The 13,268-nt window shown below is 55.2% G+C and carries 13 protein-coding genes; 1 reads left to right on the top strand and 12 read right to left on the bottom strand.

The genetic code is table 11. The features are described 5' to 3' along the window. Positions 1-2 precede the first annotated feature (2 nt). From nagZ to hinT, 5 genes are read right to left on the bottom strand one after another with little or no spacing between them, the layout of a single operon-like run. Positions 3-1,028: a beta-N-acetylhexosaminidase gene (gene nagZ, locus OGY35_RS18645; protein WP_286633096.1), complete on the bottom strand. Its 1,026-nt coding sequence runs from the start codon at positions 1,026-1,028 to the stop codon at positions 3-5. A 10-nt stretch (positions 1,029-1,038) separates the two neighbouring features. Then, positions 1,039-1,863 (bottom strand): thiamine kinase, encoded by an 825-nt coding sequence (thiK, locus tag OGY35_RS18640; RefSeq protein ID WP_286633095.1) that lies wholly within the window; start codon positions 1,861-1,863, stop codon positions 1,039-1,041. Further along, positions 1,844-2,476, bottom strand: coding sequence for a penicillin-binding protein activator LpoB (gene lpoB, locus OGY35_RS18635; RefSeq protein WP_286633705.1), 633 nt, complete (start codon positions 2,474-2,476; stop codon positions 1,844-1,846). The genes thiK and lpoB overlap by 20 nt, the downstream gene beginning before the upstream one ends. 22 nt (positions 2,477-2,498) lie before the next feature. Next, positions 2,499-2,873, bottom strand: coding sequence for a YcfL family putative periplasmic lipoprotein (locus OGY35_RS18630; protein ID WP_152406350.1), 375 nt, complete (start codon positions 2,871-2,873; stop codon positions 2,499-2,501). Positions 2,874-2,875: 2 nt separating this feature from the next. Further along, positions 2,876-3,235: a purine nucleoside phosphoramidase gene (gene hinT, locus OGY35_RS18625; protein WP_046479571.1), complete on the bottom strand. Its 360-nt coding sequence runs from the start codon at positions 3,233-3,235 to the stop codon at positions 2,876-2,878. Between the two features lie 351 nt (positions 3,236-3,586). Between hinT and fhuE the strand changes: the two genes are divergently transcribed. Then, positions 3,587-5,782 carry a ferric-rhodotorulic acid/ferric-coprogen receptor FhuE gene (gene fhuE, locus OGY35_RS18620; RefSeq protein WP_286633094.1) on the top strand — a complete coding sequence of 732 codons (2,196 nt, stop codon included), beginning with the start codon at positions 3,587-3,589 and terminating at the stop codon, positions 5,780-5,782. A gap of 117 nt (positions 5,783-5,899) precedes the next feature. Here fhuE and ptsG read toward each other — a convergent pair whose 3' ends face one another. The 7 genes from ptsG to fabF form a co-directional block, all read right to left on the bottom strand. Beyond that, positions 5,900-7,333 (bottom strand): PTS glucose transporter subunit IIBC, encoded by a 1,434-nt coding sequence (ptsG, locus tag OGY35_RS18615; protein WP_286633093.1) that lies wholly within the window; start codon positions 7,331-7,333, stop codon positions 5,900-5,902. Between the two features lie 292 nt (positions 7,334-7,625). Then, on the bottom strand, positions 7,626-8,423 hold the full coding sequence (locus OGY35_RS18610; protein ID WP_286633092.1) for a metal-dependent hydrolase: 798 nt from the start codon (positions 8,421-8,423) through the stop codon (positions 7,626-7,628). A gap of 10 nt (positions 8,424-8,433) precedes the next feature. Beyond that, positions 8,434-9,438: a DNA polymerase III subunit delta' gene (gene holB / locus OGY35_RS18605; protein WP_286633091.1), complete on the bottom strand. Its 1,005-nt coding sequence runs from the start codon at positions 9,436-9,438 to the stop codon at positions 8,434-8,436. Beyond that, positions 9,435-10,076, bottom strand: a complete 642-nt coding sequence (gene tmk, locus OGY35_RS18600) for a dTMP kinase (RefSeq protein ID WP_178828241.1) — start codon at positions 10,074-10,076, stop codon at positions 9,435-9,437. The genes holB and tmk overlap by 4 nt, the downstream gene beginning before the upstream one ends. Next, positions 10,066-11,088: a cell division protein YceG gene (yceG, locus tag OGY35_RS18595; RefSeq protein WP_286633090.1), complete on the bottom strand. Its 1,023-nt coding sequence runs from the start codon at positions 11,086-11,088 to the stop codon at positions 10,066-10,068. Before yceG ends, tmk begins: the two co-directional genes overlap by 11 nt. 2 nt (positions 11,089-11,090) lie before the next feature. Then, positions 11,091-11,900, bottom strand: coding sequence for an aminodeoxychorismate lyase (pabC, locus tag OGY35_RS18590; RefSeq protein ID WP_286633089.1), 810 nt, complete (start codon positions 11,898-11,900; stop codon positions 11,091-11,093). Between the two features lie 120 nt (positions 11,901-12,020). Continuing rightward, complete coding sequence (gene fabF, locus OGY35_RS18585) at positions 12,021-13,262, bottom strand: beta-ketoacyl-ACP synthase II (RefSeq protein ID WP_152405072.1); 1,242 nt, start codon at positions 13,260-13,262, stop codon at positions 12,021-12,023. Positions 13,263-13,268: the final 6 nt, after the last annotated feature.

Raw genomic sequence — 13,268 nt, 5'->3', positions numbered from 1 at the left:
CGTTAATGACCTGCTTTCTCTTCCTGCCAGCGTTCATGTAACTGGTTGAGCTGCGCGCTGACAGTTTTCCAGCGTGCCGTGTCCATCAGTTCCTGACGCGAAAATGAACCTTTATGATACAAACGTGTAACACGCTCTGCATTGATCGGCGACAGATTATCTAACACACTGACCGCCCCTTTACGATTATTGCAGACCAGAATCATATCACAACCCGCGTCCAGCGATGCCTGCCCGCGCTCGGCATAGCTGCCCATGATTGCCGCCCCTTCCATCGACAGGTCATCAGAGAAAATAACGCCGTCAAAACCTAGCTCCTGGCGCAAAACCGTTTTCAGCCAGTGCGGGGATCCGCTCGCCGGACGCGGATCGACAGCGCTGTAAATGACGTGCGCCGGCATGATGGCGTCCAGCTTGTTTTCCGAGATTAGCGTACGGAAAACCGACATATCTTTTGCACGAATTTCCGCTTCAGGACGCAGATCGGTCGGCGTCTCTTTATGCGAATCCGCGGTAACCGCGCCGTGGCCCGGGAAATGTTTGCCGGTGGTTTTCATTCCCGCCGCATGCATGCCGTCAATAAAACGGGTCGCCATCGCCAGCGCGTTGAGTGGGTCAGCATGATAAGAACGTTCACCAATGGCGGCGCTGATATGCCCGACATCCAACACCGGCGCAAAGCTGATATCGATGTCCATCGCGATCATTTCACTGGCCATCAGCCATCCGGCCTCTTCTGCCAGCCTGCCGCCCTCTTCCAGCCCGTGCAGCGCCGCAAAGGACTGCGCGGCTGGCAGCCGGGTAAATCCTTCACGGAAACGCTGTACGCGCCCACCTTCCTGATCGACGGCGACCACCAGATGGTTGTGCGACGCCGCGCGGATCTGGCGCACCAGTTCACGTAACTGCGCCGGGTCGTGGTAATTGCGCGCAAACAGAATCAAACCGCCCACCAGCGGATGAGCCAGAATCTCCCGCTCTTCCGCATCCAGCTCAAACCCTTCGACATCCAACATTACTGGACCCACACTGCTCTCCTTAATCCTTCGTTGCCAGCTGCCGCCAGGTTGCATCAGCCAGACTGATAAATTGTCGTTCGCCGGTCTGTTGCCAGCGGTATTCAAACCAACCGGCCTTCAGCATCAGTATCCACGAATACCAGCGTCTGACCTGTTGCCATAATTGTTGCCCGTCCATGCGCGCGCGAACGGCATAGGCCTGCACCAGTTGCCAGTGTTGCTGAACATCCTCCACCCACACCGCCGCCAGCTCAAGGGCGATATCGCCGTCCCCGGCGTATTCCCAGTCAATCAGCCGCAGGCCTGCTGGGCCGTGAACGATGTTCGCGGCATGGACATCCATATGCAGCGGCGCGAGGCGCAGCGGACGCGGCTCGCGCTGCTTGCGCAGACGTTTCAGCGCTCTCAGCCAGTTCGGGGTTCGTCGTGCCGGATCGCTCCCCTGCCAGTATTGCTCCAGCAACGGTAGCAGATGGATACGCCAGCCGAAGCGAGGCTGCTGATGAAGATAATACAGTAAGCCCGCCAGTTCGTCGGCATCCGGCAGCCCCGATTTTATCTCACCAGGGACGTAGTCCACCACCATCCAGCCGGGTATATAAAAACGCGGCTTCGGCGCAAGGTGTTCAGGTAACCGCGATAAGGCGTGATACTGGCGTAAAAAATGCGCTTGCGGCGCATCGGGATCGTGATGACGGCGAAGAACCAGCCGCTGGGTTGAGTTTTCAATAATCACGCTCCCGCCGCTAAGACCACGCTGGCCTTCGGCGACGGGACGATAGTGCGGAAAGTAGCGCAACAGCACTGCGTCGCGCCCTGGTATGTTATTGCTGCTGAACGGCACCTTTACCTGACCAGATTATCTCGCCAGTTTGTACCAGCATTAATTGCATTTGCAGCGATGGCGCGTTGACGTTACCCGAAGCACTGGAATACAACACATAGTGCGCGCCGACGTTACGGGCAATACCAATCGCTTTACTGCGCGTTCCCAGACTGTCCAGCGGCGACAGCCCTAACTGCTGTTTTGCCAGCGACAGCTGTTGCGCGGAGACCAGGGTAAATTTGCCATTGTTCGCCAGCGCATTACGCAGCGTTTCAGTGGCTTCGCCTGCGTTCAGCGAACCGTTAGTGCGGTTATTGACGCTATCGACCAGCAGTACGCTCCCCGCCGTGACACCGTCGGCCTGCAGCATTTTGCCTACCATCGGCTGCATCGCGCTATTCCAGTCGTAATGACGTATGCGCGGTGCCGGTGCCGCGGTCTGATCTTCATGTTCAATAGGACCCGGCTGTCCCGGGATCGTGGGAACCGAAGGTACCCCCGGAGCGGGTTCTTGCGGCTGCGCGGGCTGTTCCGGTGTGGGTTTCACCTCATCAACCGGTGCAGGTTCACGTTGCACCACACAACCGGACAGGAACATCGCCAGCGCGGCTATCAATGCGTAGCGACTCATTTTTGTCTTCAAGATTCACCCCTTACAAATAAAGATAAAGTCTGACTTTGTGCGCCCCCAGATAATTGGCGCTGCCATACAACGTGACCGACGAATGCGCCGGTATCGTCACGCTGCGTGGCGCTTCCAGAGGGTGCATCTCCAGCCCTCTGGCGTCATACCAGTAAAAGCGATAATGAACGGTAACGGGTTCTTGCCTTTCGTTATACAGCGTTGAGGATGCAGAGGGCTGAATATCAGACGTGGTCAACGTCGGCTCTTGCGCGGTGATCCCCGCCGCCAGTAGCGTCGACTCCATCACCAGCGACTGCTCATCGCTTACCGGGATCTCAGGATGAGAACGGCACCCGGCAAGTAAGAGCAGACCCAGCGAAAGCGCAATGCATCCTCTGATCATCATTACAGCCCTTTGTGCGCGAGCATAGGACCAAGCGCGCGACCGCCCAACAGATGCATATGGATGTGATACACCTCCTGGCCGCCATGACGATTGGTGTTCATGATCAAGCGGTAGCCATCTTCGGCAATGCCTTCCTGTTCGGCAATTTTTGCCGCAACGGTAATCATCCGTCCCAGCGCTTGCTCATGCTCAGCGGTAACATCATTAACCGTCGGGATCAGAACGTTGGGGATGATCAGAATGTGTGTAGGCGCCTGCGGTGAAATATCCCGGAATGCCGTCACCAGGTCATCCTGGTAAACGATATCGGAAGGGATTTCACGACGAATAATCTTGCTGAATATAGTCTCTTCTGCCACGACGTTTTCCTTTTCTAAAAATAGCCATGCGTGATGTCATGCTACGCTGAGCCACACTGCGAGTATAGAGTATTAGCGACTTAACCCCGCTCTTTCAACCTTAACCCACGATTTCTTAAGCAAAAAATCGCCTCAGTGATGCGCTTATCGCCATTTGTCCCCTCTCCTGCGCAAAAAAGTAGTGAAACAAGATTTCAGAAAGCAAGTTACATCTGTTTACAGAGATAATATGAATGCGTATATTTCGCATTTGCATTTTCATGCGCATTTAATGGTTAGAAAAATAAAAAGGGGCTCATCGCCACCTCTTACGGCCTGAGCCAGGACTCGTTCACGATTAAGGGCTTTCTGATGTCTTTCACAACACACAACAGGGATGAACAATGTCAGGCTGCTGCAACACCATCGTTGCTGGCAGCCTGCATCGCTATGGCACTGATGCCATCCATGAGTTTCGCGGCGACCACGCCAGAAGAGACCGTCATTGTCGACGGTTCTGCGCCAACGACCACCTCGGACAGTGACGAACGGGATTACAGCGTCAAATCCACTACCGCCGGAACCAAAATGATGATGACCCAACGCGATATTCCGCAGTCGGTCAGCATCATCAGCGAGCAACGCATGGATGATCAGCAGTTGCAAACGCTGGGCGACGTGATGGACAGCACGCTCGGGATCAGCAAAAGCCAGGCGGACTCTGACCGCGTCAGCTACTTCTCCCGTGGTTTCCAGATTGATAACTATATGGTCGATGGTATTCCGACCTATTTCGAATCCCGCTGGAATCTGGGTGATGCCCTCACCGATATGGCACTCTACGAGCGCGTGGAAGTGGTGCGCGGCTCAAACGGCCTGATGACCGGCACGGGCAACCCGTCGGCCTCCATCAATATGATCCGTAAACACGCGACCAGTCGTGAGTTCAAAGGCAATGTATCGGCGGAATATGGCAGCTGGAACAAACAGCGCTACGTGATGGATCTGCAAAGTCCGCTCACCGATGACGGTAATGTGCGCGCACGCATTGTGGCGGGTTATCAGGACAACGACTCCTGGCTCGATCGCTATCACAGCGAGAAAAACTTCTTCTCGGGCATTATTGATGCTGACCTGGGTGAAACCACCAGCCTTGCCGCCGGCTATGAATATCAGAAAATCAAAGTGGACAGCCCTACCTGGGGTGGTCTGCCACGCTGGAATACCGACGGCAGCAAAAACAGCTACGACCGCGCCCGCAGCACCGCGCCAGACTGGGCGTATAACGATAAAGAGATCAACAAAGTCTTTGTCACACTCAAACAGCGTTTTGCCGACACCTGGCAGGCGACGATGAATGCGACCCACTCAGAAATCAAATTCGACAGTAAAACGATGTATGTCGATGCGTACGTGAATAAGGCAGATGGCATGCTGGTCGGTCCTTACGGCAGCTACGGACCGGGCTATGACTACGTTGGCGGCACGGGCTGGAACAGCGGCAAGCGTAAGGTTGATGCGCTGGATCTCTTTGCCGACGGTGGTTATGACCTGTTCGGTCGTCAGCACAACCTGATGTTTGGCGGCAGCTACAGCAAACAGAACAACCGCTATTTCAGCTCCTGGGCAAACGTCTTCCCGGCTGAGATTGGCAGTTTCAATAACTTCAATGGCAACTTCCCGCAAACCGACTGGGCACCCCAGTCGCTGGCCCAGGACGACACCACGCACATGAAGTCGCTGTACGCTGCGACGCGTATTTCGCTGGCTGACCCGCTGCACCTGATCCTCGGCGCGCGCTACACCAACTGGCGTGTCGATACCCTGAGCTACAGCATGGAGAAAAACCACACCACGCCATATGCCGGTCTGGTTTACGACATCAATGATAACTGGTCAACTTACGCCAGCTACACCTCCATCTTCCAGCCGCAGAACAAACGCGACAGCAGCGGGAAATACCTCACGCCGGTCACCGGCAACAACTATGAGGTAGGTCTGAAGTCCGACTGGATGAACAGCCGACTGACCACCACCCTCGCCGTGTTCCGCATTGAGCAGGATAACGTTGCCCAGTCGACAGGTGCCCCAATTCCGGGTTCCAATGGCGATATCGCGTATAAAACGGCGAACGGAACCGTCAGCAAAGGGGTTGAATTCGAAGTTAACGGGGCGATCACCGATAACTGGCAGATGACCTTTGGCGCAACGCGGTACGTTGCGGAAGATAATGAAGGCAACGCCGTCAATCCGAATCTGCCGCGTACCAGCGTCAAGCTGTTCACCAGCTACCGTCTGCCGGTAATGCCCGACCTGACCGTGGGCGGCGGCGTGAACTGGCAGAACCGCGTGTACACCGACACCGCGACGCCATACGGCACCTTCCGCGCTGAACAAGGCAGTTACGCGCTGGTGGATCTGTTCACCCGCTACCAGGTGACCAAAAACTTCTCTGTGCAGGGTAACGTCAACAACCTGTTCGATAAAACCTACGACACCAACGTCGAAGGATCGATTGTTTATGGTGAGCCGCGCAACGTGAGCATCACCGCAAACTATCAGTTCTGATCGCCCTGTCGATGACGGCGTTGGCGCTTTACCCGGTTATCAGCGCGTCATCAGATGTTCCAGAATGTAAAAAAGGCAGCCATTTGGCTGCCTTAGTTCTCCCCAACTTATTCGGTCTTAGCTGTTACGGATGTATTCATCCATCTCAGTTTTCAGGTTATCGGACTTCGTACCGAAAATCGCCTGAACACCGGAACCGGCAACCACCACACCTGCCGCACCCAGTTTCTTCAGGCCAGCCTGATCCACTTTCGCCACGTCAGCCACGCTGACGCGCAGACGGGTAATGCACGCATCCAGGTTAGTGATGTTTTCTTTACCCCCAAACGCCGCAATCAGCGCCGGTGCCATTTCACTGGTCGCGCCCGCTTTCGCGTCGTCGGTATTATCTTCACGACCCGGAGTCTTCAGATCCAGCGCTTTAATCAGCACGCGGAAGATGGTGTAGTAAACAATCGCATAGCCCGCACCAACAATCGGGAACAACCACAGCTTGCTGCTGTTACCGGACAGCACGATAAAGTCGATCAGACCGTGTGAGAACGACGTACCGTCACGCATACCCAGCAGGATACAGATCGGGAACGCCAGCCCAGCCAGAATCGCATGGATAACGTACAGGATCGGCGCAACGAACATGAAGGAGAACTCGATCGGCTCGGTGATACCGGTCAGGAACGAGGTCAGCGCTGCGGAGATAATGATGCCGCCCACTTTGGCGCGGTTTTCTGGTTTAGCGGAGTGCCAGATAGCAATGGCAGCAGCCGGCAGACCATACATTTTGAACAGGAAGCCGCCAGACAACATACCCGCAGTCGGGTCGCCCGCCATGTAGCGAGGAATATCGCCGTGGAAGACCTGACCTGCCGCGTTGGTGTACTCGCCAATCTGCATCTGGAAAGGAACGTTCCAGATATGGTGCAGACCAAACGGTACCAGGCAGCGTTCAATGAAGCCGTAAATACCGAACGCCACGACCGGGTTCTGGTAAGCAGCCCACTGAGAGAACGTCTGGATAGCAGTACCGATCGGCGGCCAAATGAAGGACAGGACCACACCGGTAAAGATCGCCGCCAGACCAGAAATGATCGGCACGAAGCGCTTACCAGCAAAGAAGCCCAGATACTCAGGCAGCTTGATACGGTAGAAGCGGTTAAACATGTACGCTGCAATCGCACCGGAGATAATCCCCCCGAGTACACCCGTATCCGCAAGGTGTTTTGCTGCGATTTCTTCAGCAGGTAAATGCAGAACCAGCGGCGCGACCACAGCCATGGTTTTCACCATGATGCCATAGGCGACAACCGAAGCCAGAGCCGAAACGCCATCATTGTTGGTAAAGCCAAGCGCGACACCAATAGCGAAAATCAGCGGCATGTTTGCAAAAACAGAACCGCCGGCTTCTGCCATCACGTGCGATACAACGGCTGGCAGCCAGCTGAAGTTTGCGGAACCGACGCCCAGCAGGATACCTGCGATAGGCAATACGGATACCGGCAGCATCAGCGATTTACCGACCTTTTGCAGGTTAGCAAATGCATTCTTAAACATAATTGAGAGTGCTCCTGAGTATTTGTGCTTTCTACGTTCACACGCATTGGCGAGGGGGGAGAACCCCGCCGTGGACAGGGCATCTAAGTGCCCTTTATTTATTACACAGAGTAAAATAAATCGGCGAAATATAGTTTGACGGCTATCACGTTTCAACTCTGGAGAGCGCATCAAGTTGCACATTTTGCCAAAAAGGGTATCAGAATGTGTCAGATTGCTCATTCACCGCCCACTTTGTGGCGGTGAACTTTACTCGCTTTAATTATTAATTACGAGCTTTAAAAAAACTCAACTACGAGGCTGACTGCAGACGGGAAGCGTTGATATGGAACAGGCGGGCAAAGTTGTCGGTGGTTATCTGCGCCAGTTCTTCAACCGCCACACCTTTCAATACGGCCATGTATTCTGCCACGTCGCGAACCATCGCAGGCTGGTTCTCTTTCCCCCGATGCGGCACCGGCGCGAGATACGGGGAATCCGTCTCCACCAGCAGTCGATCCAGCGGCACATACCGCGCGGCGTCACGTAACTGTTCAGCATTACGGAAGGTCACAATGCCGGAAAAGGAGATATAAAAGCCCAGATCCAGTAGTTTACCCGCCGTTTCTCTGTCTTCTGTAAAACAGTGTAGTACGCCGCCACAATCCGTCACGTTTTCATGGCGAAGAATCGCCAGCGTATCAACGCGGGCATCGCGCGTGTGGACGATAACCGGCTTGTTCAGTTCACGACCGATCTGGATATGCTGAATGAACGACTCCTGCTGGCGCACTTTCGTCTCAGGGGTATAAAAATAGTCCAGCCCCGTCTCTCCCATCGCCACAACACCCTCGTCAGCCGCCAGATGACGCAGTTCTTCCACATCATAGGGTTCGTCCTGATTTAGCGGATGCACGCCGCAGGAGAAAACGACGTTATCGCGCTGACCAACCAGTTCCCGCATGCCGCGGTATCCCGGCAGCGTCGTTGCCACCGCCAGACAGAATTTCACATCGCGCGCGGCCGCCTTCGCCAGCACGTCATCCACATCCTTATGCAGAGATTGATAATCCAGGCCATCAAGATGGCAGTGCGAGTCGACTAAAAACATAATGTTTCTCTTACAGGTGGGGAACAGGCAACACGGTGCCTGGTTGCAGATAATGTTCGATTTGCAGAAGAAGATCGGTTAACACCAGTTCACGGTTTATTCCGGTCACGTTAAGCAGCTGTTCGCGACAGTGGCAAATGGCGTTAAGGATTGCCTGAATACGCATCTGAGACAACTGGCCGGCAATCGTGGCGATAAGTTGCCCGGCATCCGCGTTGGTCATCGCGGTGGCCCCGTGCTGACGTTTAAGCGCATCCATCATTAATGTCGCCAGCCAGTGTAGTCTGGCAGGCGCCTGTTCGTGATTCAGCACCGTCAATAATGAATACCAGTCACCCGCAGGGATGCTGCTTGCCAGCGCCTGACACAGCGCGTCGCGCTGGGACCAACTTTCGGCGTCCAGTAATGTCAGCGCCGCGCCCGGAGAACCGGCGCTCAGGCGCAACGCGGTCAATAACGCGTCTTGTGACGCTGTCACTTCTCGCGCAAGCCACGATACCGCGTACTGTTCCGCCGGTGGCGCGAGATGGTGTAAACGGCATCGGCTACGCAGTGTCGCCAGTAATCGCGCGGGTTCACGACTGGCGAGAAAGAACCAGGTTTGCGCGGGCGGTTCTTCCAGCGTTTTAAGCAGCGCATTGGCAGCGGCATCCGTCATCAGTGCCGCATCCGGGATCCAGACCACTTTTGCTCCGCCCAGCCGCGCACGCTCATACAGTTTTTCACTCACTTCACGTACCGCATCAATGCCCAGCGTGTTTTTCCCTTTTTCAGGGAACAGAGAATAGTAATCCGGATGCGTGCCTGCCTGCATCAACTGGCAGCCACGGCAGTGACCACAGCTTTTGTGCCCTTCCGGTTGCTGGCAAAGCAGATAACGGCTCAGCGCATAGATCAATGCGTCGTCGCCCATCCCCGGTAAAGCCTGAATCAGTAGCGCATGGTGACCCCTTCCCGCCTGATAGCTGGCTACCAGTTTTTCGAAATCAGGTCGTAACCATGGATACCATTTCATTCGCCCTGCTCCTTCACCCACTCGGTGATGGTGGTACGGATATCGTTCATCACGGTATCCAGCGGTTGCGTCGCATCAATTGTCCGGATGCTGGGATCCTGGGCTGCGAGCTCCAGATAGCGGGCGCGGGTACGATTGAAGAAATCAAACGATTCCTGTTCGATGCGGTCCAGTTCACCGCGGGCACGGGCGCGTTTCAGACCCACCTCTGGCGTGACGTCCAGGTAAAGCGTTAAATCCGGGCGAAAGTCCCCCAGCACGGCATCGCGCAGCGTCGCCAGCATCTGCTGATCGACCCCACGCCCACCGCCCTGATACGCCTGTGTGGACAGGTCGTGACGGTCGCCAATCACCCATTTACCCTCTTCGAGCGCAGGTTTGATCACCGTTTCAACCAGTTGCACGCGCGCGGCGTAAAACATCAGCACTTCGGCCTTTACGGTAATGGTTTCGTCACCGACCGAACGGATATCCAGCACCAGGCTACGCAGTTTTTCTGCCAGCTGTGTACCGCCCGGCTCGCGGGTAAAAACCATGTCGCGAATACCGAGTTGTTCAAGCGTCTCAACCACAACATTTTTTGCGGTCGTTTTTCCGGCGCCTTCCAGCCCCTCGATGACGATATAATTACTGCGCATTTTTTTCCTTAAGCACTTTCAGGTAGTCCTGCACCGACCGGTTATGGCTGGCAAGATTAGTATTAAAAGTATGGCCGCCTTTACCGTCGGCCACAAAATAGAGATACGGTGTTTTAGCCGGGTGCGCCGCCGCTTTCAACGAGGCTTCACCTGGCATCGCAATGGGTCCCGGCGGGAGCCCGGTGATAGTGTAGGTATTATAGGCCGTTGGCGTCTCCAGGTCCGCGCGCGAGATCTTGCCATTATAACGCTCCCCCATCCCGTAGATCACGGTAGGATCGGTTTGCAGACGCATCCCGACGCGCAGGCGGTTAATAAAGACGGAGGCGACCCGATCGCGTTCGCTGGCAATGGCCGTCTCTTTCTCAATGATCGAGGCCATCGTTACCAGTTGATTTTGATCTTTATAGGGCAACCCTTCCACTCGCCCTTCCCAGATGCGCTCAACCGCCTTCACCATCTTTTGATGCGCGCGCTTGAGCAAGGCAATATCTGTGGTGTTGGCGGTATACATCCAGGTATCAGGCCAGAACCAACCTTCCAGCTCCTCTGTATTCTCCAGGCCCAGCGCTTTTGCGACGGTTTCGTAGTTATCATCACTCAGAGTGTGTTTGATGTACGGCGCGTCACGCAGTTGCTTGAGATAATCACTTAACCGCATGCCTTCCACCAGTCGTAGAGGGAACTGTGCCTCTTTCCCGCTTTCCAGCAGTTGCAGCATCTCGCGCACGCTCATGCCCGGCATTAAACGATAGGTTCCCGCCTTAAAGTGGGAAAGATCCGGCTCGACCCGTAGCAGCCATTGAAACACACGAGGACGATTAATGACCCGATCCGCATACAGTTGCTCGCCCAGGGCCAGACGACCGGTTCCCGGTTTGAGGGTAAAAATGGTCTCTTCTGTAATCAGGATTTTACTGTCCGCCAGATGGCGAACTTTCCACATTCCCGCGCCTGCGGCAATGCCCAATACAACGACCAGTAAAAGGACAACACGAAACAATTTTTTCATGACTAATTCGGATGCTCACACAATGGGGCCAGAAACTCAAATAATGCACGTGAAGACAACGTGTTAGCGGCATAAGCCCGAACAGGCGCGATCGGCATCAGCGCATTACAGACCACAATTTCATCGGCATGTTGCAGCGCTTCTTCGCGGGCATTCGTTTCGACAACCTGAAAAGACGATTGTGCCAGTTTCCGGATACAGAATTGTCGCATAATACCGTTCACTCCCGCCTGATCGAGGCGCGGCGTGTAGACCACATTGTCTTTTCGCCAGAATAAATTAGCCGCACAGCATTCCGTAACCCAGCCCTCGCTGTCAAGAACCAGCGCCTCATCGGCGTCCGTCTGCTCAAGATGAGAGCGGATCAGCACCTGTTCGAGACGGTTCAGGTGCTTAATACCGGCGAGCAGAGGGTTGCGGCCCAGACGAACCGGGCTTAAGGCGAGCACGATCCCCTGCTCGCGCCAGAGGTCATAATGTTGTGGATACGCAAAGACGGAGAGAATGCGGGTGCTGTCATGGCAATTCGCGCCGCTGTATCCTCGTCCCCCACTGCCACGACTGATGATCACCTTCAGAACCGCGCGCGAATGACCAGCGGCCAGCGTGGTCATTTCCCGTTCAAGCGCGTCCCAGTCATCAAAGGCGATCTGCAATGTCGTGCAGGCCACCTGCAAACGCCGCAGATGCGCCGCCAGCAGCGAAACCGCGCCGTCGAGAATACGCGCAGTGGTAAAACAACCATCGCCAAACTGGATAGCGCGATCGCTTGCGGGAAGAGATTCCTGTTCACGGCCATTGATCAAGAACATAGTGGCTCCTTATGAGTGGCACGTTAGTGTCGCAGGATGGATGGCGCAGGACAAGGGAAGTGCACGCAATAAAAAAGGCCCGACAAGCGGACCTCTTTTAGCCAGGAAGCAGAACGGCGGTCAGACCTTTTTAAAGATCAATGAACCGTTAGTTCCACCGAAACCGAAGGAGTTACACAGCGTGTACTCCATTCCGCTGACCTGACGCGCTTCGTGAGGAACGAAGTCCAGATCACAACCTTCATCCGGGTTATCCAGGTTGATGGTCGGCGGAACAGCCTGATCGCGCAGCGCCAGGATAGAATAAATCGACTCTACCGCGCCCGCTGCACCCAGCAGGTGACCGGTCATGGACTTAGTGGAACTCACCATCACTCGGCTTGCCGCATCGCCAAAGACGGATTTAACAGCCTGCGCTTCCGCTTTATCGCCAGCCGGCGTGGATGTCCCGTGGGCGTTAACGTAACCAATCTGACCCGGTTCAATTGCCGCATCACGCAGCGCGTTGACCATCGCCAGGGCCGCGCCAGCACCGTTTTCCGGCGGTGACGTCATGTGGTAAGCGTCACTGCTCATCCCGAAGCCAACGACTTCAGCATAAATTTTTGCACCGCGCGCTTTTGCATGCTCATACTCTTCCAGTACGACCATGCCCGCACCGTCACCCAGTACAAAGCCATCGCGCTCTTTGTCCCACGGGCGGCTGGCTGCTTGCGGGTTTTCATTGCGGGTAGACAGCGCACGTGCTGCGCCAAAGCCGCCTACGCCCAGTGGCGTACTGGCTTTTTCAGCACCGCCCGCGACCATCGCGTCCGCATCGCCGTATGCAATGATACGCGCGGCTTGACCGATGTTATGTACGCCTGAGGTGCAGGCGGTCGCGATAGAGATGCTCGGCCCACGCAGGCCATACATGATGGTCAGGTGACCTGCCACCATGTTAACAATCGTCGACGGAACGAAGAATGGGCTGATTTTACGCGGTCCACCGTTCACCAGAGAACTATGGTTTTCTTCAATCAGTCCGAGACCGCCAATACCAGAGCCGATAGCGGCGCCAATACGGGATGCGTTCTCTTCCGTTACTTCAAGGCCAGAATCCTGCATGGCCTGCCAGCCTGCAACAATTCCATATTGTATGAAGGCATCCATCTTGCGCTGTTCTTTGCGCGAGATAATGTCATCACAGTTAAAATCCTTTACTAAGCCAGCAAATTTCGTTGCATAGGCGCTAGTATCGAAATGGTCGATCAGGCTGATGCCACTCTGACCGGCAAGGAGAGCTTTCCAGGTAGACTCTACGGTATTGCCGACAGGAGACAACATGCCCAGTCCGGTCACAACTACACGACGCTTAGACACGGTTGT

Source organism: Citrobacter sp. Ct235 (genome assembly GCF_030332305.1).
Classification (GTDB): domain Bacteria; phylum Pseudomonadota; class Gammaproteobacteria; order Enterobacterales; family Enterobacteriaceae; genus Citrobacter_A; species Citrobacter_A telavivensis.
This window is presented reverse-complemented; position numbering and strand designations above follow the sequence as displayed.